Consider the following 22,819-nt stretch of genomic DNA (forward strand, 5'->3'; position numbering starts at 1 on the left):
CTTTACAGTTAGTATGGACGAGAACGGGGGAGTCGTTATCTTACTTTATTTGGAATTCTTTTTTCGTTTCCTTGTCGCCTCCACATCCACATCCATCCGCCTCCCAACGAAACCAGCGGGCATGGCCGTCGATTTCGGCAACGATTTGCCAGCATTCTCGGCCATTGATCATGCGATCCAGATGCAGTTTCGGATCCCACATATTGTTATACACATGGAACAAATCCCGTTGGCGGCCGATTTCACGAAGCTGCTCAAGCAATCCACGCTTTGCCTCATCTGACATTTGGTTCGCGACATGCGTGTGGAAGATGCAAACAACGGTATCGGACGGAACTTGTGCAACAAGATCAGAGAGAAGTTCAACCCTGTCTCCCTCGATCAGACGAATCGGCGTTTGTTCCAGACATCGGGCTGCCTTTTCAAACAATTGGCGCCGGTCTTTATGTTCGGGCCAAATGAGCGCCTTCATCCATCGTCGATCATCCTCTTTTTTCAAGTCAATCACATGCAAATCGATACCGATCCGTTCAGCGACCCATGTGAAATTCAACTTGATCCTCTCCCTTATTCTTCAACTTTTTCACAAACTTCTTCACACTCTTCATATCACTGGATCCCACCAACTAGAAACTCGATCCTTTCGCTTACTATATTCGTTCCAACATACAGATTGCCCTGCAAAACATTCGCACACCTTTGCGATTTGCCATGACAGCTCATGAACGCAATGATACAATAAAACTAAACTGAAAGGAGGGATGCAGAATGTCTCACGAGCTTGTCGAATTGCTTCGCTCAGTGCTGAAAGAGGAGTTGCAGCCCATTCATGAACGCCTCGACCGACTAGAAGCCGGACAGCAGCGCCTCGAAGAACGACAACAACGCCTTGAAGAACGACAACAGCGGCTCGAAGAACGACAACAGCGGCTCGAAGAACGACAACAACGCCTCGAGGAAAAGTTGGACCATTTCATCATCGAGACGCGCAGCCATTTCAAAAAAATCGAGGACGAGCTGGCTGAGCATCGGCGCATGTTCGAGATATTGTCACATGATTGGCGTAACGCGAACATTGCGATTGAATATTTAAATCATAAGATCGGCCAGCACGATCTGGAAATGTATCAACTCAAAAAGCGGCTCGAACTCCAAGAAACAAAATAAAAGCGCATGCCCGATGACCGGCGCATACGCTCGAACCGCTTATCCCCGCTTGCGAATGCGGAAATTGTCTTCCAACAGCACCCAGTTTTCCGGATACGGATACCCGAGCACCCAGTAGCTGATTCCGCGCAATCCGTATTCTTTCACCAAGTCAAATTTCGCCAACGCGCTGCGGGCGTCCTCAAACCACACTTCATGTTGTCGCCCTTGTTCATCTGTATAGCGGTAAAACGGCGAAGCCGCCGCCGCATCGTATTGGATGGACGCCCCGTAGCGAATGGCGCGCTCTAGCGCCTCTTTCGGACTGAACGTTTCCGCCTCTTGCCCTTGCACGTGCGGCAGCACCCAGTCGCGGGCATAAATTTGAAACCCCATCATGATTTTGCTACGCGGAATGGCGGTCACCGCATAATCGAGCACGCGCCGAATTTGATTCACCGGCGAAATGGCTTGCGGCGGCCCAAACCGGTAGCCCCACTCATAGGTCATAAGGACAACAAAATCAGCGATGCGTCCGTGGGCTGGGTAGTCGTGCGCTTCGTACAGCAGCCCTTTTTGTTCAGCGCTTATTTTGGGCGCCAGAGACGTCGATAAAACATACCCTTCGGCGTGAAGCCGGTTGGCCGCCCGCTGCAAAAACTCGTTATACCGCTTGCGGTCGGACGGATAGACATTTTCAAAATCGACATTCAACGCGCGGTACCCTTTTGCTCGCATCACTTGAATGACGTTGTCAAGCAATCGCGTTTGCAGCGCAACGTCGGCCAGAATCGTCTGCGCCAGCCTCGAGCCCGGGTCTTGGTACGTAAAGTTCGTGATCGTCATCATCGGCACGACACGGGCGGCATAAGCCGCCTGAATGAATGCTGTATCATTGATCGGATTGAGCCCGCCATCGGCGCGGATCGTGTAGGCGAATGGCGCGGCATAGGTCAAATGGCGGCCGACTTCGCGCACTTGCTCCGCTCCTTTCTCCCCTTGGTCCACCGTAAATGCGTTCACCTCGATGAGCGGCTTCGCCGGCGGGATGATGAGCCGCTGTCCGGGGACGATCCGGTTCGGATCGGTAATATCGTTTACTTCGATCAGCTGCTGAACCGTCACTCCGTAGAACAAAGCGATTTGCGCCAGCGTCTCCCCGCTTCGCACCGTATGGATGCGCGCTGGGATGAACAACGTTGTCCCTGGATAAAGGAGCGACGGATTCGTGATCCGGTTCGCCTGTATAATCGCTTCGACCGCCACTCCATACTGGCGCGCAATTTGCCATAACGTTTCCCCTGTGCGGACCGTATGGTAACGATATGGAACCGGGATGACGAGCGCTTGGCCAACGGCTAGCCGGTTCGGGTCGCTCAGTTCATTGGCGGCGACAATCCGCTCGAGTGGAACGCCGTAACGCTGAGCCAACTGCCAAAGCGTCTCCCCGCGCTTTACGACATGAACAATCATGACGCTCCCCCTTTCGTTCCCTCCTTTTACCACTATATTTTGGCTTTTGCCTTTTATGTAAAAAAAACGCCAGTTCCTCTACGGAAACCAGCGTTTCATCCATCCAAACCCATCCGTATCACCATTACAGGCCGCACTTCAGCTGCGCGCCGCAGTTGGTGCACGTGTTGCAGCCGCCGATCTCTTCGACCGTCCCTTCGCGGCAAATCGGACAAATATTGCCAACTTCCGAACCAATCGTCACATCGGTGGCGCGCACATCTTGAATCGTATCCACAAGCACAACGGCGCGTTTCGTCTCTTTTTCCTCGAGCTCCTCTGGAAGCAGTTCAAGTTGCTCTTCAATCCGATTCTCCTCAGCCTTTAACGTCAACACTTGCGCATCGCGGCTGCCGTCGACATAGACGGTTCCGCCTTTCGCACCGCAACGCCATAAACGCTCGTACACTTTTTGCACTTGCTCGACGGTGTAGCCCTTTGGCGCGTTGACCGTTTTCGACAAGCTCGAGTCGACCCAGCGTTGAATGATGCACTGCACATCGGCGTGCGCTTCCGGAGGCAAGTCCATCGCCGTCACAAACCAAGGCGGCAAGTGGTTCGGATCGGCTTCCGGATGTTTGTCCAAATATTCTTGGACGATGTCCGCTTTCACTTCGATAAATTTGCCCAAGCGCCCGCTCCGGTAGTACGAGAACGAGAAGTACGGCTCAAGCCCGGTTGAGACGCCGACCATTGTCCCTGTCGATCCCGTCGGCGCCACCGTCAGCAAGTGCGAGTTGCGGATGCCGTATTTCAAAATATCTTGACGAATATCTTCCGGCATCCGTTTCATGTAGCCAGTGTTGATGAACGCTTCACGCAGCTTGCGCGTCTCTTCCTCCGTTTCGCCGACCAAAAACGGGAAGCTGCCTTTTTCTTTCGCCAGCTCGATCGATGCCCGGTATGCGGTCGTGGCGATCGTGCGGAACAGCTCATCGACAAGCTGGTTTCCTTCCTCAGAGCCGTACGCTTTTTCGCAGTAAATGAGCAAGTCTGCAAGCCCCATGACGCCAAGGCCGATGCGGCGCTCGCCGAGCGCTTGTTTTTTGTTTTCCTCAAGGAAGTACGGCGTGGCGTCAATGACGTTGTCTTGCATCCGCACCCCGATTTCGACCGTGCGTTTCAGTTTTTCGTAGTCCACGACCTTCCGTTCTTTGTCGACCATGTTCGCCAAGTTAATGGCGGCCAGATTGCACACCGAATACGGTGCCAACGGTTGTTCCCCGCACGGGTTGGTCGCAACAACTTTTTGCCCGTACGCGCGGGCGTTCGTCATTTCGTTGGCGTTGTCGATGAAGAAAATGCCCGGCTCGGCCGAATACGTCGCGCAAATGTTGATCAGCTTCCACAGTTCGCGGGCGCGGATTTTCCGGTAGACGCGGACGCGATAGCCCATTTTCTCCCATTCGCGTACATCGCCGACTTCATGCCATTTTTCGTTGTAAATGCGCATTTCCTCTTCGGAATAGGTTTCCACGTCCGGGAAGCGGAGCGCGTATTCTTCGTCCTTTTCGACCGCTTCCATGAACTCTTTCGTCAAGCAGACGGAAATGTTCGCACCGGTCAAAAAGTCTGGGTTGTGTACCGTATATGTACCGCCGGTGCGCAGTTTTTCTTCGGCGTCTTTGATGATGTCTTCGGTGAAACCGCCGTAGTCAGGCGCGTTTTTGTAGCGGACGATCGCTTCGTACATCGCCCGCTCCCGCTCGGTGAGCGGCGTAAATTTCAGTTTGTCGCGCGCTGCTTTTTTGATGCCTTCGTCTTCCATATTTTCGAGCAGGTAGCGCAAAATGCGCGGGTTTTGCATTTTCGAGACGATGAATTCGATAATGTCCGGGTGCCAGTCGGCCAGCATAATCATTTGGGCGCCGCGGCGGGAGCCACCTTGCTCAACAAGGTGGGTCAGCTTCGCAATGTCGTCAAGCCATGAGACCGACCCGGACGATTTGCCGTTCACCCCGCGCGCAAGCGTATGGCGCGGCCGCAATGTCGAGCCGTTCGTCCCAACGCCGCCGCCGCGGCTCATGATTTCCATCACCTGCTTCCGATGTTCGGAAATTCCTTCGCGCGAGTCTTTCACAAACGGCATCACATAGCAGTTGAAATACGTCACTTCCTTGCCCGAACCCGCCCCGTACAACACGCGGCCGGCCGGAACAAAATTCAAGCTTGCGAGCTCTTGATAAAACTTTTCGAACCACTCTTTCCGCTTTTCTTCCGTCTTTTCCACCGCCGCCAGCCCGGTCGCATTGCGCTTGGCGATTTGCTCATAGAAAATCTCGAGCGGCTTATCAATAATGTCGAGCGACCGAACCACAATGCCGGTCTCCGCCTCTTCCCCTTCGAGCACGTGCCGGTATTCGTCTTCAATCAACACGCGCGCCTTTTTCGCCTCCCAATCGATGTCGACGATAAACCCGAGCCCTCGTGCCGGGAATTTCGGATCCTCCTTGATCGTCAACACGACGAAGTCGCCCGGTGTGAGCGTCAGCTTCTCCGTATCTTTGAATGAATACCGGTCAAGCATGACCAAACGGGATACGCCTTTATGGGTGATGTGCATATCCGGCGTAATCGGATGCACTTGCGGAAATAGGCGGATATCCTCGTTCAGCTTGTCAATATTGATCTTCATTTTTTCGGATGACGCCACCGTCATTCTCCTATCTCTCCTCTTTTATATAATCTCTCATGTTTTTGGCAAAGTTGTCCTGTCTTCTCTACCTTACCATATCAAACAGAAAAAAACAATATATAGTATGATTTTTTACGAAAATCATACTATATATTGTTAAAGAGAACAAATGATTTCATTTTGTCAAGCAAAAAAAAACAAAACAAGGCGAAAAGCGGAGAAAAACGGGGAGTGCCGCTGTTTTTGCCGGAAAACGAACGATTTACCGCGTCGCTGCTCAGCGCTTGAAGTTCCATTCGTCGCTTTCGTATTTCGTCCGCGCCAGCTCTTCGACGTACGCCCGCTCTTCGGCGGTGAGCGTGTACGGTTCCAATACGATGTTCAATCCTTTTTCAAATCCTTTGTAAAACGCCTCTTTCGCTTCCTCGATCGTCACCGTGCGGCTCGTCAACTCATTGATCGCGACCGCCTTCTTTTTAAAATCGCGCTGCAGACGCTCTTTCACCCGCTCGTTTGGATATTTAAACAAGCTGAACAGCAAGTCTTCGTCCAAATCGAGCAAAATCGAACCATGCTGCAAAATGACGCCTTTTTGCCGCGTTTGCGCGCTGCCGGCGATTTTCCGCCCCTCAACGACAAGTTCGTACCATGACGGCGCGTCAAAACAAACAGCCGAACGCGGGCTGCGCAAATCGGCTTTCTCTTCTTCTGTCCTCGGCACGGCAAAATACGCATCCAATCCAAGATAACGAAATCCCTCTAAAATGCCTTGGGAAATGACGCGGTATGCTTCCGTCACCGTCTTCGGCATCGCCGGGTGCAACTCGGAGACGATCACGCTGTATGTCAATTCTTTATCGTGCAGGACGCCGCGCCCGCCGGTCGGCCGACGGACAAAGCCGAGGCCGTGCCGTTTCACCGCCTCTAAATCAATTTCTTTCTCCACTTTTTGAAAATAACCAATCGACAACGTCGGCGGATTCCAGCCGTAAAAGCGGATCGTCGGCGGAATTTTGCCTTCGCTGTGCCAATCGAGAAGCGCCTCATCGAGCGCCATATTGAACGCCGGCGGGCAATAGCCGGAATCGATAAAGCGCCATACTTCTTTTGCCATCGTTCCACCTTCTCTATTGTTCCATACTCTAAACGCTGCGGCGGCTTGTCGACCACCGCCAAGGGGCGGGACGCTTTTGGCCGCCTTTATTAGTTTAGCAAACAACGCCGGTGAAGGAAAGAAAAATGGCATGGCGAAAATCTCTTTGCTTCCCGGCGGCGACTTTATATAATAGGAAATAGCAGACGAAGCGAAGGGAGGCATGATGGGGTGGAAGCATTGCTCATTATTCTCGGCGCGATCATCATTTATTCGGTGATCACATACATTTGGCAAAGACGAATTGTCAAATCGTTGACGGAAGAAGAATTCCGCGCCGGCTACCGGAAAGCGCAATTGATTGATGTCCGCGAACCGGATGAGTTTGCGGCTGGACATATTTTAGGGGCGCGCAACATCCCGCTCACGCAGCTTCGCGTGCGCATGAAAGAATTGCGCAAAGACCAGCCGATCTATTTGTACTGCCAAAACGGACTGCGCAGCGGGCGGGCCGCGCAAATGCTCTACCGAAAAGGATACCGCGACTTGTACCATTTAAAAGGCGGATTTAAAACATGGACCGGGAAAGTGAAGAAAAAAGCGTAGCCCGTTAACCAAAAAGGCGCTCTGCCGAAACAGGCAGGCGCCTCTTTTCGCATGCGCTAGACCGCCGCAAATTCCGGCGGCAGGACGACCGCCTCAAGCACCGAAGCAGCCGCGCCGATGGCGCAGCTTTTCTCTTTCAGCTTGGAGGAGATGATGGACGGCTCGCTTTCTTTTTTGACGAGAATTCGCTTTCTCACTTCTTGGCGCGCCGGACCGATCACATACTCGCCCGCTTGGGCAAGCGGGCCGCCGATGATGACCGCTTCTGGATTGTACGCATAAATCACCTGCAACAATCCAACGCCGAGATAGCGCCCTGTTTCCTCCAAAATGCGCGCCAGCTGTTCATCGCTTTCTGCTGCCAACGCCATCGCAGCGATGGAAAAGCGTTCATCGAGCCATTCGGAACGCCCTTCTTCAGCCAAACGGCGTTCAATGTATTTTTCCGACGCATACATTTCCCAGCAACCGATGTTGCCGCAGCTGCAGCGAATGCCGTTGACATCGATCGTATGATGGCCGATTTCACCAGCTAGGCCGCTGACACCCCGATAGAGCTGATGGTGAAGAACGACGCCGGCGCCAATGCCGATTCCGGCGCTGATGTAAACAAAGTGGACGAACTCGTTGCCGGCGCCGAACCACTTTTCTCCAAGCGCCGCCAGTTTCGCCTCATTCTCGACAATGACAGGACGCTCAGGCCACCGTTGCCGCAAAACAGCCGCCAAGGCGACATCGTCCCAGCGCAAGTTCGGAGCAAACACAACGGTCCCGCTTTCGGTATGGACGACGCCCGGCACGCCGATGCCGATTCCCATCACGCCGTACGGCGTCGCCGGCGCCCGGCGGATGGCCGCCTCGATGAGCTCCATCATTTCGCCGATGATCGCCTCCTGTCCTTCAGACGGGCGGAACGAACGCCGTTGCTCCCAAAGAATGTCCGCGTTTAAATTGGTCAACACGGCATACAAATAGTTCACCCCCAGCTCAACGCCGATAAGCGAGCCGGCGTCGGCGTTGAAGCGAAGCATGAGCGGCCGGCGCCCGCCGGTTGACTCGCCGATTCCGCTTTCATGGACGAAATGCTCGGCGATCAGTTCGTCAACAAGCGCGGAGACAGTGGCCTTGTTCAATCCGGTTGTCTTGGCGATATCGGCGCGCGAAATCGGATGCTGGTCGCGAATCAATTTTAAGACGAGCTGTTTATTCATTTTTTTTACAAGAGAAATGTTTCCTGTCCGCACGTCTCTGTCATCCTTTTCATTTGATTGATCGAATGTGTCTTGCGAAAGGGCAGGGGCGCCTCGCTATTATGGCGGTTGCTGCATCCGTCGATTCCTGCCGTGTTCGACTCTTGACCATCAGCTTTTTCGCCCAAGCCGTCAGGCGCCCGTGCACCGACTGTTAAGGCTAACTTCTCCATATGGACACATGCTTTTTCTTTCTTGATCTTAGTTTATATAATAAACTAATTCGACATTTCTGTCAATGACTCATCCGTCGTACAAAGAAACGGCCCGCTCCGTTAGGGAGCGAGCGCTCATCAATGCTCAAACATCAGTTGTCGCTATGTTTTGGTTTTTGATAGCGCAAAATCGGCTTGCGCGCCGCGGTCGTTTCATCAAGTCGCTTCACAACGGTCGTATGCGGCGCTTCTTGAACGATTTCCGGATTTTCCTCCGCCTCTTTGGCGATTTGGATCATGGCGTCAATAAACGCGTCGAGCGTCTCTTTCGACTCCGTCTCCGTCGGCTCGATCATCATGCATTCTTCAACGATGAGCGGGAAGTAAATCGTCGGCGGATGAAACCCGAAATCAAGCAGTCGCTTGGCGATGTCGAGCGTTCTGACACCGAGTTTCTTTTGCCGGCGGCCAGAGAGAACGAACTCGTGCTTGCAATGGCGGTCATACGGCAAATCGTAATACTCAGCAAGCCGACGCATCATATAGTTGGCGTTTAACACCGCATATTCGCTCACCGCTTTTAAGCCGTCCGGCCCCATCGAGCGGATGTACGTGTACGCCCGAACATTGATGCCGAAATTGCCGTAAAACGGCTTGACGCGGCCGATCGATTGCGGACGGTCATCATCAAGGTAATAACCGTTTTCCCCTTTTTCGATGACCGGCTTCGGCAAAAACGGAACGAGGTCGGCTTTCACCCCGACCGGGCCCGAGCCTGGGCCTCCGCCGCCATGCGGGCCGGTGAACGTTTTATGCAAGTTCAAATGAACAACGTCAAAGCCCATGTCCCCCGGGCGCGCCTTGCCAAGAATCGCGTTTAAATTCGCGCCGTCATAATACAGCTTGCCGCCGGCTTTGTGGACGATTTCGGCCATTTCGACAATATGCTCTTCAAACAGCCCGAGTGTGTTCGGATTCGTGAGCATAAGCGCCGCTGTATCCGGACCGACGACGCGCTTTAAGTCCTCTAAATCGACAAGTCCATCGGCGGTCGATTTGACCGTCACCGTCTCAAAACCCGCGACCGTTGCCGACGCCGGGTTCGTGCCGTGCGCTGAATCCGGGACGATCACTTTCGTCCGGTTGAAGTCGCCGTTTGCTTCATGGTAAGCACGGATCATCATCAGCCCGGTCCATTCGCCGTGGGCGCCGGCCGCCGGTTGCAAGGTGACCGCATCCATGCCTGTGATTTCTTTTAAATGCTCTTGCAAGTCGTACATCAACTCAAGCGCCCCTTGCACCGTTTTCTCTGGCTGAAGCGGATGAATGTGAGCAAACCCGGCGAGGCGGGCGACGTTTTCATTGATTTTCGGATTGTATTTCATCGTGCACGACCCGAGCGGGTAAAACCCGGAATCGACGCCGTGGTTTCGTTTCGAGAGCGCCGTATAATGACGCATTAAGTCAAGCTCCGACACTTCCGGGAGCTCCGGCTCTTCAGTGCGAAGATAATCGGCCGGCACGAGCTCGCTGACATCGACAGCCGGCACGTCAAGCGCTGGCAGGCTGTAGGCGATGCGCCCCGGCTTGCTTCGTTCGAAAATGAGCGGTTGATCGTTACGCATGGCCATCCCCCAATTCATTGACAAACCGATCGATTTCTTCTTTTGTCCGCAGTTCGGTGACAGCAACAAGCATATGACCGGCAAGCTCCGGATAGTCAGCCCCAAGGTCATAGCCGCCGATGATTCCTTTTTCGAGCAGGCGATCGTTCACATCAGAAACCGGTCGTCCAAGCCGGACGACAAACTCGTTGAAAAACGGACCGGCAAACGGCGACGACAGTCCGCGCTTTTCAAGTTCCACCTTCGCATAATGCGCTTTTTGCATATTCATCGCCGCCATTTCTTTCACGCCCCGCTTGCCAAGCGCCGACAGCGCAACGGAAGCGGCCAAGGCGTTTAACGCTTGATTGGAGCAAATGTTGGATGTCGCCTTATCGCGGCGGATGTGCTGTTCGCGCGCTTGAAGCGTCAAGACAAACCCGCGGCGCCCGTCCTCATCGGTCGTCTGCCCGACAAGACGGCCTGGAATTTTGCGCATGAGCGGCGCTTTGACAGCGAAATAGCCGCAATGCGGGCCGCCAAATTGCGTCGGGATGCCAAATGGCTGCATGTCGCCGACCACAATGTCGGCGCCAAACGCTCCGGGTGGAGTCAACACACCAAGCGCCAATGGGTTGCTGGCGACGACAAACAAACTTTTCTTTTCATGCGCAAGCGGCGCGATCGCTTTCAGCGGCTCGATTTGACCAAAAAAGTTCGGGTATTGGACGACAACGCACGCCACATCATCCCCCATTTCCGCTTCAAGCGCCTTAAGATCGGTGATGCCGCCGTCATACGGAATTTCTTTCACTTCGAGCTTCTGTCCTTTGGCGTACGTACGCACGACTTCCCGATATTGCGGATGAACGGCGGTCGAGATGAGCACTTTCTTCCGCTTCGTATGCGCGGCGCTAAGAAGCACCGCTTCGGCAAGCGCCGTGCCGCCGTCGTACATCGATGAGTTGGCGACATCCATGCCGGTCAACTCGCACACCATCGTTTGAAACTCAAAAATCGCCTGCAGCTCGCCTTGGGAAATTTCCGGTTGATACGGCGTATAGGCCGTATAAAATTCAGAGCGCGACAGGACATGGTCGACGACAGCCGGAATATAATGGTCGTACACCCCGGCTCCTAAAAAGGAAACGTATTGTTTTACGCTGGCGTTTTTTTCCGCTAAGGCCGCAAGCTCTTTCCACAGCTCCGGCTCGGATTTGGCCGGTTTCACCTTCAGCTCGCCGCGGAAGCGGACTTGTTCTGGAATATCGGCAAACAAGTCGTCAATCGAGGCAACGCCGATCGTCTTCAGCATCTCCTGTTTGTCTTCTTCCGTCATCGGCAAATAACGATGGAGCACTGCGTTTTTCCCCTTTCCTTGTCGCTTTGGAATCGTCACTTGGCCCGCCTGTAAAACGGAATCGGCACGATGTTCGCTTTCAGCCGCTTGCCGCGGATGTCCACCTCCACCTCCCGGCCGATGGCAGCCACATCCGCTTTCACCAAGGCCAAGCCGATGTTTTTCTTCAGCGTCGGCGACTGCGTGCCGGTCGTGACGAACCCGACCTCTTCGCCGTCGGCAAATACAAGGTATCCGTGGCGCGGAATGCCTCTGTCGATCATTTCAATGCCGACGAGCCGGCGCGGCGGCCCTTCCTCTTTTTGCCGTTTCAATACAGCTTGGCCGATAAACGGCGGCTCTTTTTCCGTTTTGACGGCAAAACCAAGCCCGGCTTCAACTGGTGAAATCGAGTCGGACAGCTCTTGACCGTAAAGCGGCAGGCATGCTTCAAAGCGGAGCGTATCGCGCGCCCCCAGTCCGCATGGGAGAACGCCGTCACGAGCTCCGGCCGCTAGGATCGCCTCCCATAGCGCGGCGGCGTCTTCCGCTTTACAATATAGCTCAAACCCGTCTTCCCCCGTATAGCCGGTGCGCGAAACGAGCGCCTTCACGCCCGAGACTTCGACGCCGTCAGCGAATGAAAACGGGCGCAGCGCCGCCAAATCAAAATCCGTCAATCGCTGCAAGACGCGCTCCGCTGCCGGCCCTTGCAAGGCAAGCTGAGCCGTTTCGGACGATACATCTTGAAGCTCGACGTCGCCCTCAACATGCCCGCTTAGCCAAGCGAAGTCTTTTTCCGTATTCGCCGCGTTGACGACCAGCAAGTAGTCATTCTCTCCTTTTTGATAGATGAGCAAATCATCGACTGTGCCGCCGTCCTCATAGCACATGAGCGTATATTGCGCCCGGCCGGGCCGCAGTTTGGCGACGTCATTGGTCATGAGCTTTTGCAAAAACGCGAGGCTCCCACGGCCGCGGACGACAATTTCCCCCATATGGGAGACGTCAAACAGCCCGGCGCGCGTTCTTACAGCCTCATGTTCTTCCTTTATGCTGGAAAACTGCACCGGCATTTCCCAGCCGCCAAATTCAATCGTTTTGGCGCCGTAACGGGCGTACACCGAGAATAGGGGCGTGCGCTTTAGCATCTGATTCCCTCCTTTGATCCACGTCACACAAAAAAGGACAGACTTCCCCCTATCAACAAGTAAGGGGGCTCTGTCCTGGCACCTGAAAGTTTCCCGCCGGCCCGTTTGGCGCGTCCGTTCGCGGTCCATGGGGCCGATCGGTTTCCTCTTGGGTGGCCTGCGTGAACGCAGGCGCTCTCCAGAGCTGCGTCAAGCAAGAGTCTTTTTGCCTGAGAGATTCGCGTTTCCGCTTGCTCCTTCGGCGCTACATTCCGTAGTCTCTCCCCTTGCCGTCATCCGCCCATCAATAAATTGTTTCCATATCGGGCATACTAACAAACACCATGATCAACGAGTCATGAGAATGTTCTAAATTTATACTACCATCAATCACAGTCAAAGGGCAATAGGAAATAATCGAACTTTCATGGCAATTAGTCATAATAATGTTCTTGTTTTACCCAACATACCACATGCAATCTATATAAACATTCGCAACAAGGGAAGGGGATCGCCATGAACATTGACCTTGAAATGGATGAAACATGGAAGGAGGAATTTTTGGCACGCGTCGAAAAAGACGGTCCGTGGGCGAGCTGGGAAATGTACGAACTGGCGCTTGAGGCCGCCCATCATTTAAGCGTCCCAGAATTTCATGGCTTGCAGGCGCCCAAACACCTGCCCCACTTGACGATCCTTCCGCACCAGCTTGAAGTGGCGCGCCGCGTCGTCGAGGAGATGAACGGCAAAGCCATTTTGGCGGATGAAGTCGGGCTTGGAAAAACGATCGAGGCCGGGCTCGTCTTAAAAGAATATATGATTCGCGGCCTTGTGAAAAAAGCGCTGATTCTCGTTCCCGCCTCCCTTGTTTCGCAATGGGTGAGAGAGTTGAACGAAAAATTTTTCATCCCGGCCGTCCAGCAGAAAAAGAGCTACGTCTGGGAGCAGTGCGATATCGTCGTTTCCTCGATCGACACGGCGAAAAAACCGCCGCACCGTGACATCATCTACGGGCAGTCGTACGACATGATCATCATCGACGAGGCGCACAAACTGAAAAATAACAAAACGAAAAACTACGAGTTTGTGCAAAATTTAAAAAAGAAGTTTTGTTTGCTCCTGACCGCGACGCCGATCCAAAACCGGATCGAAGAAATTTTCAACCTCGTCTCGCTGTTGAAACCCGGTCATTTAGGCAGCTCGGAACAGTTTGCCAAAACGTACGGAAAAACGCGGGCCGTACAGACGAACGACCATTTAAAAGCGCTCGTCAACAAAGTGATGATCCGCAACCGCCGCGCCGATACGCCGATCGAATGGGCGAAGCGCCACGTTGAACCGGTGCTGATCGAGTTTACGAATGAGGAACGGGAACTGTATGAAGCGGTCAAGGCGCTCCGCCGCGAATCGTTCGCCGGCTCGTTTTCGCTCATCACGCTTCTTCGCGAGGCGTGCAGCAGCCGCGAGGCGCTGTTTCTCACGATCAAAAACATGATCGATAAATGCGGCGGAGCGGTTCCAGAGCCGCTTGAACGCGTATTGGAAAAAATCAACGCCGTCAAGACGAATTCAAAGGCTGAAAAAGCGCTCGAGCTCATCCGTTCCATTCATGACAAAGTCATTATTTTCACGGAATACCGGGCGACGCAGCTGTACTTGCAATGGTTTTTAAAGCAGCACGGCATCTCGTCCGTTCCGTTTCGCGGCGGCTTCCGGCGCGGCAAAAAAGACTGGATGCAGGAACTGTTTAAACACCACGCCCAAGTGTTCATCGCCACCGAGGCGGGCGGCGAGGGCATCAACTTGCAGTTTTGCCGCTATGTCATCAACTACGACTTGCCGTGGAACCCGATGCGCCTTGAGCAGCGAATCGGCCGCGTCCACCGGCTCGGGCAGACGGATGACGTCTACATTTATAACTTCGCTGTCAAACAGACGGTCGAAGAACATATTTTAACGCTTCTGTACGAAAAAATCCGCCTGTTCGAACGAGTCGTCGGCGAGCTGGACGACATTTTGGCGAAAATGAACCTCGCCAACCTGGAGCGCTACTTCGAAGACGCCTTCGTTCATTCACGGAGCGAAGGGGAGATGAAAATCAAAATGGAAAACATCGTCGCGATGATCGAGCTGGCGGAGCAGCTCGGAAAGGAAGGAGGAGAGCGGCATGCAGCAACATGAAATCCGCCGCTTTGTCGAACGCTATTTTGCCGCCAACGGCTGCACGTTTGTGGAAGCAAGCGACGACTACCTTACCGTGCAGCTGACGGCAGAAATGGACAAAGAGCTGATGAATCGGCCGTTTTACTGGCATTATATTGAACGGACAGGCGGCGTCCCGCAGCCGATGCGACTGACGCTCATCACCCGCGCGAGCGAGCGGACGGACAAACTCAAAGGCGAGCGCCTCCATTTCGGCGCTCCCCGGCTGCACCAGCTGTTCCGCTCAGCGCAAAAACGCGGCAGCTTCATCCGCCTGTATGAGGAGCCAAGCGCGCCTTTGGACGGCAACGCCGCCCTCCATCCATGGCTCGGCATGAACGTCACGATTTCGTACGAATGCGACCGAAAAAAAGATGAAATCGTCTCCCTTGGTCTTCATCTCATTAGCGGAACGATCGTCGAGTCGTTTCATGAGCGGATGCGCGAGCGACGGCTGACGCCGAAAATCCCTGATTACTGTTTCACCATCTCCCCGCTCATTAAGCCGAGAAGCGGCATCGGCCGTCTCGAGCAATACATACGCAGCCGCATCGCCGCCGACGACCATGCGTGGGCGGATGAGGCGCGCCGACGCTGGGCCGACGATTTGGCGTTGCTTGATGAATTTTACAAAGACTGCGAAGAAAAGCCGGAGTGCTATTATATTGAGAAGGAAGCGTTGGAAAAGCAGTACAAGCCGCGCATCACCGTTTCCGTCATCAACGGCGGACTGTTTTATTTGCTGCCCCGCTCATCGTGAATCAACTCCGAGATGGGTCCATCCGACTCGGAACGCTCAAACCGACGAACCCCCTTCCGTCGGCACGAAAACCGCCCGCCGGCCTAGGCCAGCGGGCGGCTGCTACGGGCGGCGCCGAAACAGCAAGCGAAGCGAAAGCGGCACCATGCCAAACAATCGGTATGAAAGCGGAAGCTGCTCTTGTTTCCGCACCTGACGCCGCTGCCTCCGCTCCTCTTTCGGCAAGTCCATGTAGGCGACAAATTGTTGGGTGACAAACTTGACATAATCATTGACCGCCATCAAATCCCCCCTTTTTTCTTTTAGTTTTTCCGCTTCTTTCCTCTTTTAACCGTTTTGCTCGCTCCATTCGACAATATGAAGCGCCGGAAGCGTGACAGTAAACATGACAGCGCGCCTCAGCCCAGAGGCCGAACGGATGGACAAAGAAACCCGAACGTGCGCTGCATCTTCCCGCACCCACCGGTAGGCGGCCATTCCGCGCGGATAGGTCCATTCCCCAGCCTCTCCCGCGGTCGACGGATCTGCTGATGCGATGCGTTCTTTTACGTCAAACACGGCCATCTGCACAAGCTCGTCCGCCTCGGCTGCCTGCCGGGCCGCATAAGCCGCCTGTCGTTCCGCTTCATAGAGGAGCAAGACATGCATGACAGAAAAGACAAGCAACAAAGAAACAACAGCCACAATCGGAAACATGACGCCATCTTGTCGACCCATTTCCCCTTCCCCTCGTTTTTCCAGTCTAAAAGGGGAAGCGGCGGTCAAGGGGGTCTCACCGTACAAGCCGCCCGCTAAAACGCCCGCGCCACAAACGCCTCGCAAACGGTGCCGTCATCAGCCGTCACTTGCAAAAATATCCCGCGTGCGCCGGCGCGGTACGAAACAGTGCGCACATGACGGAGCGCCGTTTCATTGCCAGCGCCGTCCACCTGGCGGATCAGTTCGGCTCTTGACGCAACAACAGAAAAACTGACTGTCTTACCGTTCCATTTTTGCAAATAGAGGACACGGCCGCCAGTCGACCATTGCTTCGTTTCATTCAGCTCGATTTGCAGCTGTTGCACAAACAGCCGCCATTCCAATCGGGAAAACGCGTCCGTCGGCTCCGGAGCCAGCAAGCGGACGGACAACAGCGCCGGAACGGCCGCCGCCACCGCCATCGCAGCCGCCAGCGCCAACAGTGCTTCGATCATCGTAAACCCGTTTTCTTTTGCCGCTACCGCTTGCCATACCCGCACCGCTCCATCTCGCGGCCGGCGTAATCGTTCCAACGCACGCATACTTTCCACATTCGCCCCCTTCATCGCTCGCTTGCAGCCGAAATACCGTGCGCCCGTCGGCAATGGTGGTTTCTCCGACAAGCGGCTCCTCATACAGCGCGATGGCCAACAGCCGGCGCGCTTTCTCCTCGAGAATGAGGCTGTTGCGCTCTTGCGCCATTTGCGTCAACAGCGGGAGAAGAACGGCCGCTGTCGTCCATAGCAGCGCCAAAGCGAACAACGCTTCAACAAGCAAAAATCCGCCGCTACATTTTTTGCACATAAAATCGCCCTTTCCCCAGCAAAAAGGTGACTTTATACGTCATTGGGCCACCCCTATCCAAATGGTTCCAGCCCGTTCAATGTTGCCGTTGTCGGTAAAGATGAGCGGATTGCGCAGCGTGCCGAGCCGAAACCGCCACGGAGAAGGGAGCGAACGAGCGACAACCTGCCGGCCGCTCGCTGCATCAATCGCCTTGTACCCAGCGCCACCGTCGGTAAAAAAAACCGCTACATTCACCCGCCGGGCGATGGCATGCTGCTGCGCGCCATACAAATCCGCGCGCAGCACAGCCAGCATATACATCTCCTCTTGATGGCGCACAGCGCCGCCAAGCGTCGGAACAGCCAGCCCGGCAAGCACGAGCACCACCGAGAAAACGATCAGCATCTCAAGCAGCGTAAACCCGCCGTTACGAGCCACTTTCACTCACATCGCCGTTCGTGCTGATTTGGATCGCATGACCGTTCGGACATTTGTCCGACTTGATATAGCGGCCAGCGAGCAATTCCTGCACCGTCGGAATTTTGTTATGCTCCATCTCATACGCTTTCACCTGCGCTTGCACGGTGTTCAAAAACGCCTCGCATCCTTTCGAATTGATCATGCTGTTGTGCTTTGTTATATTCGGAATGGCAATCAGCAACAGAACAGAAATCACCATCATCACGATCAACATTTCGATCAATGTGAATCCCTTTTGATTCATTGTCACTCCTCCTCGCATACGAAATTTCAGAAAGAGCGCTTAGCGAATGACCGGTTCAGTTCGATCGGTTCCTTGACCATCGAATCTGTTCATTGATTGGGCCTTGGGAGGAGGGGCGCGCCCCTCTTCCAACTCACATTTCGCACCCTCCCGACGAAAATCGGGAGGATTTTTTGTTCCGATGTCGAATGAATCCTTGACACACAAGGAATGTAAAGGAGTTTTTCTCTCATGAATGTGAAAGTCAAAGGGGTCTATCGTAATGATTATTTGAATATAATAAGTGTTCTAGTCAAAAAGCTGGACATCCCCCGCTTGATTGACCATCTTGTACCCGTCGATCCACAGTGCCAAACACGAGTCAGCGATGCCGTTCAGGCCATCCTTTACAATCTATTTGACGGCCGGCAAGCCCTGGTTCACTTAGAACGATGGGCTCAGGAGATCGATTTAGAGAAACTCATCCGTCCCGGTCTCCAACCTTCCTGGTTGAACGACGATGCCTTGGCTCGTCATCTCGATCGCTTGTATGAGGCCGATATTCACAAGGTCATCAGCACTTGCTTGATTCATATTTATCGCAAAGAAGGCCTTTCCCTCCGAGTCTTTCATGCCGATACGACGGACAAGACGGTTTACGGAGCCTATGAATCGGCCTCGTTGGAGGCTCTGCAGATCACACATGGCTACAACCGCCATCATCGTTGGCAAAAACAGATCGGCTTTGGACTGGTCGGCAACGAGGACGGCATCCCGTTTTACGGCGATGTGCACGACGGCAATCGATCGGATAAGGCGTGGAATCCTGAGGTGCTGTCGCGGATCCACGAACAGTTCAAACAAGCCAAGATCGACGATGAGTGGATTTACGTGGCCGATTCCGCCGCGATGACAAAAGACACCTTGGCGCAGACCAAAGCCGCCCGTGCCTTTTTGATCACCAGAGGCCCTTCATCGCTCCGGATCGTGAAACAGGCGCTCGCGGAGGCCGATTCGCCTCACATCCCGTGGAGCAAACCCTTTACCCTAGCGGAGAGAAACGGCGCTACGTATCGGGTATGGGAAACGGCCTCGACCTATGAAGGCCACTCGGTTCGGCTGATCGTCGTCGAATCGAGCGCCCTCGACCAGCGCAAAGGAAAGACGCTCGAAAAAGAACGAACCAAAGAAGCGGAGCTTCTTTGTGAGGAACAAGTCCGTTGGGAGCGCCACCCCTTCTCCTGCCGCGAAGACGCCGAACAAGCCTTGACGTCCCTCAAGGCGTCCCTTCGCCCTCGGTTTCATCGAGTGGAGGCCGCGGTCGAAGAGATCGTGCGTCCGAAAAAACGGCGCGGACGGCCGAAAAAAGGGGCGGAGCCCGAGACGGAGACGCTGTACACCCTTCGCCTAAACGTCGAATTCGACCAACCGGCATGGGAACAGGCAAGACGGAAAGCGTCCCGGTTTGTCCTCGTCACGACCGTTCCGAAGGAATGGAAGGGCCAACCCATGGATGCCCAAGAGATCCTAAAGCTGTATAAAGGGCAAATCTCGGTGGAAATGAACTTCGCGTTTTTGAAAGATCCGTTTTTCACCGATGAGATTTACGTCAAAAAACCGGAACGGGTCGCCGTATTGGGCTATTTGTTTCTGTTGGCCCTAGCGATTTACCGCGTTTTTCAGCGCCGGGTGCGCCAGTTCATCACACCCGAACGTCCGTTAAAGGGTGCGGGAGGCCGCAAGTTGACACGGCCAACGGGACAGGCGATTTTTCAGCTGTTTCAATATGTGAACGTCATCCTGCTGGAGCTGCCAGACGGGCGCATCCAACGCGCACTCGATCGCCCCTCAACCCGGACCAGCGAAGGATTCTGCAGGGATTGGGCATGGATGAGAGCATCTACGTGTAACGTGATACGGAACGACCAGCGATGGTAAAAAAAGGATTGCCATCGCTCGTTGTGTTGGCCAAAAAGTTATTCTGAAAAACTAAATAAAAAATCCTTCGTTTTGACCTTGTTAGGGTGCGAAATGTGAGTTCCAAGGAGCCAACCCATCAAGATTAAGCATCTTGTTCCTACAGAGCCGTCCCATCCTTGCTACATTTCATTCAACATCGAAAACATCGGCAGCAAAATCGCCAAATACATCCCGACGACAAACGAGCCAACGACTGCCAATAAAAGCGGCTGCATGCATTTTAAGACCGACTCGATTCGTTGTTCCATCACCTGCAGCAAAAACTCGCTGTAATGTTCAAGTTCTTTGCCAAGTTCGCCGTTCGACTGGCCGTGGCGGATGACAAGCGCCAGCTCTTGTTCGTAATAGCGGGCGGCGCCGATTAATCCGTCAAGCGTCATCCCTTTCATCAACCCGTCGCGAAGGCGCCGGCCTTCCATTTGCAAAAACGGCCAGGACGACGGCTCGCTGAACACGCCGAGCGCATCATAAACCGACAATCCGGCCTGCAGCAGGCGCCCGAGCTGGCGGGCGGTCAGGCAGGTGACAAACAGTCTCAGAAAAGAAGCAAGCCCTGGAATTCGCAAAGCGAATTGAAGTTTTCGGGAGACCGGCCAGCGGCGGAAACAAGCGGTGTAAAACAGCCCGGAGAACACCGCCAAGACGGCGATGGCCGCCATCGCCATAGGGGCATGGGCGACCACCGCAAGCAGCCAAGCGGTGTGCCCGCGTTGTGGAGAAAACGCCGCCGCCGCCCGTTCAAACTGCGGCAGCAGCCACCATTCCATCAAGACGAGCATGATGATGAGCAAAGAAAGAAGGAACATCGGATAGCGGCTGAAGCGGCGAAGTTGCTCTTGGAAGCGCGCTTTTTGCGCCAGCGTTTCCCCTGTCTCTGCCATGCCGCGCGGCAAGTCGCCATGCCGTTCGGCAAAAAAGAGAAGGTTCACCGCCATGCGGTCGACCGACAGCGCTTCGACAGCCGCAAACAGCGGCAGCCCGGCGCGCAGCTGCTGCAGGCAGCGCTCTATTTCCAGCCGCCGGTGTGTTGGAGCTTGGATGGCCAAAAACTCAAGCGCTTGCCCAAGGGGGTAACCGCGTTCGAGCAGCCGGCCGAGCCGGGTGAAAAACAACGCCTGTTCAACAAGCGGCCACATTTTGCGCTTCATCTTTCTTCCCCTCCGACGAGCTCAAGCATGCGGACGGGCAGGTAGCCGAGCGCAATCCCCTTGCGGATCAAGCGAGCGAGCGTCATATAAGAGCGCTTGGGCTTCCCTCTCCCATTGGAGAGAAAATGAATCACGTCCTCCAGGGCTGAACCGCAAAGCAACTCATAAACAGCCGTGCGCCGGCGGCGCCCAAGACGGCCGCACGATGGATGGCAATCGTCGCCGCACAACGGGCAGCAAAGCTCGACAAGCCGCTGGGCAGAGACGGCAAGCAGCGTCTCAGCCAAATCGCCGAGCGGAATGCCGAATTCATGCAGCCGGTAGACGGCGCCGACTGCATCGGCGGCGTGCATCGTCGATACGACCAAATGGCCGCTCAATGCTGAACGGATGGCAATGGCCGCCGTGTCATGATCGCGGATCTCGCCGACCATCAACACATCCGGGTCATGACGCAGCGCCGCTTTTAACCCAGCTGCGTACGTGATGCCTGCTTTTTCATTGATTTGCACTTGCAACAGTCGTTCGTTCTGTTTTTCGATTGGATCTTCAAGCGTGATGATATTGCGCTGCCTTTCCGCTTGACAAAGATCAAGAAGGGTGTACAGGGTCGTCGTTTTTCCTGACCCCGTCGGACCGGTCAACAGCACGAGTCCTTGCGGATGCTGCATGAAGGAAAATAATCGTGCGGTGGAGTGGAAGAATAAGGATAGTTCGCGAAGCGGCAGCGAGAGGCGCTGCGGCAGAAGTCGAATGACGAGGCTTTCATCGTAGAGCGTCGGCAATGTCGATAAACGCAAATACACCGTTTCCCCAAACTCCGCTACTTCCATGGCGCCGCTTTGCGGACGGCGTCGTTCCCCGATGTCCATGCCGGCTAAAAATTTAAAGTGAACGATGAGGCGTTCCGCCGTTTCTTTCGGAAGAGCGCCAACGTCGACAAGCATGCCATCGAGCCGAAGACGAACGGCGGCATCACGGCGGCGCGGAACGAGGTGGAGATCCGAGGCGCGGCGCTGCACCGCTTCAGCGAGGAGGCGGTTTGCCGTTTGTTCGATCTCGTTCAGCACAGATTCCCTCCTTTCGACAGGTTGCTTTCTATTTCGACGAGCATGAGTCGTTATCCTGCTTTTGGCGCAGCTTTTTTGTGAAATTTTTTTGAATGTCAGTCCACTCACTGAAAGCAGTGACAAAAATCATTCCTCGCTTTGGACGATTTCATTATAATAACCATATCAATGATTCATTTGGGAGGGAAACCGATGGAACAAACATTGAAAATCACAAGCGTGTTGTCTGACCCGACAAGATTTCATATTTATGAATACATGGCAAAAGTGCATCGCGAAGTTTCCGTTCAAGAAATCGCAGAAAAATTCCATATCCATCCAAATGTCGCACGCCTGCACTTAACGAAGCTTGAGGACGTTCGAATGGTCGTATCGGATACGCAAAAAACGGGAAAAGGCGGACGGCCGAGCCGGCTGTATCGGCTGTCCGACGAAGTGATCGGGCTGTATTTTCCGTTCCGCGATTATCAACTCCTCGCCCGCATCGCCATTCAAACGATGGCCAAACTCGGTCCCGTTGGAAGCGAGGCGTTGCGTGAAACAGGAAGACGATTCGGCCGTGAGCTCGTCGCCAGCCGTTTGCCGCATAACAGCGCAGCGAGCGCGCTCACCATGGCAGACAAAATCGCTATAATGGAAGAAGCGGCCGAAGCGGCTGGATGTTTGCCGCAGTTGCACCATGATGAAGAAAAAGGAGTGCTTTACCTCGATATTTTCAACTGCCCGTTCAAGGAAATCGCAGCGCAAGCACCTGATACGGTTTGCGGTATGCATCACTCCTTTTTGGAAGGAATGGTCGAGACGCTGTTTGCCGGTGCTGAAGTAACGGAAACGGAAAATATGATGGAAGGCAGCCATCGCTGCGCCTACCGCATCGTCATCCGTCCGTGACAGCGTCCCTCCTTCCTTCTTTTTTGTCTAAAAAAATCAACGGCCGGCCTTAGCTTTATTTCTTGCCCCTT

The 22,819-nt window shown here is 54.3% G+C and carries 20 protein-coding genes, 2 pseudogenes and 1 riboswitch; of the genes and pseudogenes, 6 read left to right on the forward strand and 16 right to left on the reverse strand.

Going from position 1 to position 22,819, the window contains the following annotated elements; genetic code table 11:
* Positions 1–40 precede the first annotated feature (40 nt).
* Positions 41–553, reverse strand: a complete 513-nt coding sequence (locus A0V43_RS09980; protein ID WP_236930793.1) for a DUF2332 domain-containing protein — start codon at positions 551–553, stop codon at positions 41–43.
* Between the two features lie 215 nt (positions 554–768).
* Between A0V43_RS09980 and A0V43_RS09985 the strand changes: the two genes are divergently transcribed.
* Positions 769–1,167: a hypothetical protein gene (locus A0V43_RS09985; protein ID WP_061580496.1), complete on the forward strand. Its 399-nt coding sequence runs from the start codon at positions 769–771 to the stop codon at positions 1,165–1,167.
* A 39-nt stretch (positions 1,168–1,206) separates the two neighbouring features.
* On the opposite strand, the gene A0V43_RS09990 is transcribed toward A0V43_RS09985, so the two are convergent.
* From A0V43_RS09990 to A0V43_RS10000, 3 genes are all read right to left on the reverse strand, one after another.
* Positions 1,207–2,619: a glycoside hydrolase family 18 protein gene (locus tag A0V43_RS09990; RefSeq protein ID WP_063193024.1), complete on the reverse strand. Its 1,413-nt coding sequence runs from the start codon at positions 2,617–2,619 to the stop codon at positions 1,207–1,209.
* Positions 2,620–2,743: 124 nt separating this feature from the next.
* Positions 2,744–5,317 (reverse strand): vitamin B12-dependent ribonucleotide reductase, encoded by a 2,574-nt coding sequence (locus A0V43_RS09995; RefSeq protein WP_063193025.1) that lies wholly within the window; start codon positions 5,315–5,317, stop codon positions 2,744–2,746.
* Between the two features lie 253 nt (positions 5,318–5,570).
* Positions 5,571–6,407, reverse strand: coding sequence for a lipoate--protein ligase family protein (locus tag A0V43_RS10000; protein ID WP_063193026.1), 837 nt, complete (start codon positions 6,405–6,407; stop codon positions 5,571–5,573).
* A gap of 210 nt (positions 6,408–6,617) precedes the next feature.
* On the opposite strand from A0V43_RS10000, the gene A0V43_RS10005 reads away from it, so the two are divergent.
* Positions 6,618–6,992 (forward strand): rhodanese-like domain-containing protein, encoded by a 375-nt coding sequence (locus A0V43_RS10005; RefSeq protein WP_012820561.1) that lies wholly within the window; start codon positions 6,618–6,620, stop codon positions 6,990–6,992.
* 56 nt (positions 6,993–7,048) lie between these two features.
* Here A0V43_RS10005 and A0V43_RS10010 read toward each other — a convergent pair whose 3' ends face one another.
* The 4 genes from A0V43_RS10010 to gcvT form a co-directional block, all read right to left on the reverse strand.
* Positions 7,049–8,236, reverse strand: a complete 1,188-nt coding sequence (locus tag A0V43_RS10010) for an ROK family transcriptional regulator (RefSeq protein WP_128578016.1) — start codon at positions 8,234–8,236, stop codon at positions 7,049–7,051.
* A 313-nt stretch (positions 8,237–8,549) separates the two neighbouring features.
* A complete protein-coding gene (gcvPB, locus tag A0V43_RS10015; RefSeq protein ID WP_012820559.1) occupies positions 8,550–10,022 on the reverse strand; it encodes an aminomethyl-transferring glycine dehydrogenase subunit GcvPB in 1,473 nt (490 codons plus the stop codon).
* Positions 10,015–11,361: an aminomethyl-transferring glycine dehydrogenase subunit GcvPA gene (gene gcvPA / locus A0V43_RS10020; protein ID WP_063193027.1), complete on the reverse strand. Its 1,347-nt coding sequence runs from the start codon at positions 11,359–11,361 to the stop codon at positions 10,015–10,017. The genes gcvPB and gcvPA overlap by 8 nt, the downstream gene beginning before the upstream one ends.
* 35 nt (positions 11,362–11,396) lie before the next feature.
* Positions 11,397–12,491: a glycine cleavage system aminomethyltransferase GcvT gene (gcvT, locus tag A0V43_RS10025; RefSeq protein ID WP_013144750.1), complete on the reverse strand. Its 1,095-nt coding sequence runs from the start codon at positions 12,489–12,491 to the stop codon at positions 11,397–11,399.
* 187 nt (positions 12,492–12,678) lie between these two features.
* A riboswitch (glycine riboswitch) is annotated at positions 12,679–12,767 on the reverse strand.
* Positions 12,768–12,986: 219 nt separating this feature from the next.
* On the opposite strand from gcvT, the gene A0V43_RS10030 reads away from it, so the two are divergent.
* A complete protein-coding gene (locus tag A0V43_RS10030; protein WP_063193028.1) occupies positions 12,987–14,651 on the forward strand; it encodes a DEAD/DEAH box helicase in 1,665 nt (554 codons plus the stop codon).
* Positions 14,638–15,432 (forward strand): YqhG family protein, encoded by a 795-nt coding sequence (locus A0V43_RS10035; RefSeq protein ID WP_042380976.1) that lies wholly within the window; start codon positions 14,638–14,640, stop codon positions 15,430–15,432. The genes A0V43_RS10030 and A0V43_RS10035 overlap by 14 nt, the downstream gene beginning before the upstream one ends.
* Positions 15,433–15,534: 102 nt before the next feature.
* On the opposite strand, the gene A0V43_RS10040 is transcribed toward A0V43_RS10035, so the two are convergent.
* The 6 genes and pseudogenes from A0V43_RS10040 to comGC form a co-directional block, all read right to left on the reverse strand.
* Entirely contained in the window at positions 15,535–15,714 is a 180-nt protein-coding gene (locus A0V43_RS10040) for a YqzE family protein (protein WP_011231910.1), read from the reverse strand.
* A gap of 45 nt (positions 15,715–15,759) precedes the next feature.
* On the reverse strand, positions 15,760–16,149 hold the full coding sequence (gene comGG / locus A0V43_RS10045) for a competence type IV pilus minor pilin ComGG (RefSeq protein WP_012820555.1): 390 nt from the start codon (positions 16,147–16,149) through the stop codon (positions 15,760–15,762).
* A gap of 74 nt (positions 16,150–16,223) precedes the next feature.
* On the reverse strand, positions 16,224–16,712 hold the full coding sequence (gene comGF / locus A0V43_RS10050) for a competence type IV pilus minor pilin ComGF (RefSeq protein WP_335339946.1): 489 nt from the start codon (positions 16,710–16,712) through the stop codon (positions 16,224–16,226).
* Positions 16,649–16,974, reverse strand: a pseudogene (locus A0V43_RS20930) (competence protein ComG). The gene comGF and the pseudogene A0V43_RS20930 overlap by 64 nt, the downstream one beginning before the upstream one ends.
* A gap of 39 nt (positions 16,975–17,013) precedes the next feature.
* Positions 17,014–17,400, reverse strand: a complete 387-nt coding sequence (locus A0V43_RS10060; protein ID WP_236930795.1) for a pilus assembly FimT family protein — start codon at positions 17,398–17,400, stop codon at positions 17,014–17,016.
* Positions 17,384–17,680, reverse strand: a complete 297-nt coding sequence (gene comGC, locus A0V43_RS10065) for a competence type IV pilus major pilin ComGC (protein WP_015375395.1) — start codon at positions 17,678–17,680, stop codon at positions 17,384–17,386. The genes A0V43_RS10060 and comGC overlap by 17 nt, the downstream gene beginning before the upstream one ends.
* A gap of 231 nt (positions 17,681–17,911) precedes the next feature.
* Between comGC and A0V43_RS10070 the strand changes: the two are divergent.
* Positions 17,912–19,569 (forward strand): annotated as a pseudogene (locus A0V43_RS10070) (IS1634 family transposase).
* 189 nt (positions 19,570–19,758) lie between these two features.
* Here A0V43_RS10070 and comGB read toward each other — a convergent pair.
* Complete coding sequence (gene comGB / locus A0V43_RS10075; RefSeq protein ID WP_063193030.1) at positions 19,759–20,787, reverse strand: competence type IV pilus assembly protein ComGB; 1,029 nt, start codon at positions 20,785–20,787, stop codon at positions 19,759–19,761.
* Positions 20,784–21,857: a competence type IV pilus ATPase ComGA gene (gene comGA, locus A0V43_RS10080; protein WP_015375397.1), complete on the reverse strand. Its 1,074-nt coding sequence runs from the start codon at positions 21,855–21,857 to the stop codon at positions 20,784–20,786. Before comGA ends, comGB begins: the two co-directional genes overlap by 4 nt.
* A gap of 192 nt (positions 21,858–22,049) precedes the next feature.
* On the opposite strand from comGA, the gene A0V43_RS10085 reads away from it, so the two are divergent.
* A complete protein-coding gene (locus A0V43_RS10085; RefSeq protein ID WP_015375398.1) occupies positions 22,050–22,748 on the forward strand; it encodes a helix-turn-helix transcriptional regulator in 699 nt (232 codons plus the stop codon).
* The last annotated feature ends 71 nt before the right edge of the window (positions 22,749–22,819 follow it).

This window comes from Geobacillus sp. JS12, assembly GCF_001592395.1.
In the GTDB taxonomy this organism is placed as follows: Bacteria; Bacillota; Bacilli; order Bacillales; family Anoxybacillaceae; genus Geobacillus; species Geobacillus zalihae.

Coding starts and splice junctions, on each gene's coding strand:
- A0V43_RS09985 (WP_061580496.1), top strand. CDS start 769: ATGTCTCACGAGCTTGTCGAATTGCTTCGCTCAGTGCTGAAAGAGGAG.
- A0V43_RS09990 (WP_063193024.1), bottom strand. CDS start 2,619: ATGATTGTTCATGTCGTAAAGCGCGGGGAGACGCTTTGGCAGTTGGCT.
- A0V43_RS09995 (WP_063193025.1), bottom strand. CDS start 5,317: ATGACGGTGGCGTCATCCGAAAAAATGAAGATCAATATTGACAAGCTG.
- A0V43_RS10000 (WP_063193026.1), bottom strand. CDS start 6,407: ATGGCAAAAGAAGTATGGCGCTTTATCGATTCCGGCTATTGCCCGCCG.
- gcvPB (WP_012820559.1), bottom strand. CDS start 10,022: ATGCGTAACGATCAACCGCTCATTTTCGAACGAAGCAAGCCGGGGCGC.
- gcvT (WP_013144750.1), bottom strand. CDS start 12,491: ATGCTAAAGCGCACGCCCCTATTCTCGGTGTACGCCCGTTACGGCGCC.
- A0V43_RS10030 (WP_063193028.1), top strand. CDS start 12,987: ATGAACATTGACCTTGAAATGGATGAAACATGGAAGGAGGAATTTTTG.
- A0V43_RS10035 (WP_042380976.1), top strand. CDS start 14,638: ATGCAGCAACATGAAATCCGCCGCTTTGTCGAACGCTATTTTGCCGCC.
- A0V43_RS10040 (WP_011231910.1), bottom strand. CDS start 15,714: ATGGCGGTCAATGATTATGTCAAGTTTGTCACCCAACAATTTGTCGCC.
- comGG (WP_012820555.1), bottom strand. CDS start 16,149: ATGGGTCGACAAGATGGCGTCATGTTTCCGATTGTGGCTGTTGTTTCT.
- comGF (WP_335339946.1), bottom strand. CDS start 16,712: ATGCGTGCGTTGGAACGATTACGCCGGCCGCGAGATGGAGCGGTGCGG.
- comGC (WP_015375395.1), bottom strand. CDS start 17,680: ATGAATCAAAAGGGATTCACATTGATCGAAATGTTGATCGTGATGATG.
- comGB (WP_063193030.1), bottom strand. CDS start 20,787: ATGAAGCGCAAAATGTGGCCGCTTGTTGAACAGGCGTTGTTTTTCACC.
- A0V43_RS10085 (WP_015375398.1), top strand. CDS start 22,050: ATGGAACAAACATTGAAAATCACAAGCGTGTTGTCTGACCCGACAAGA.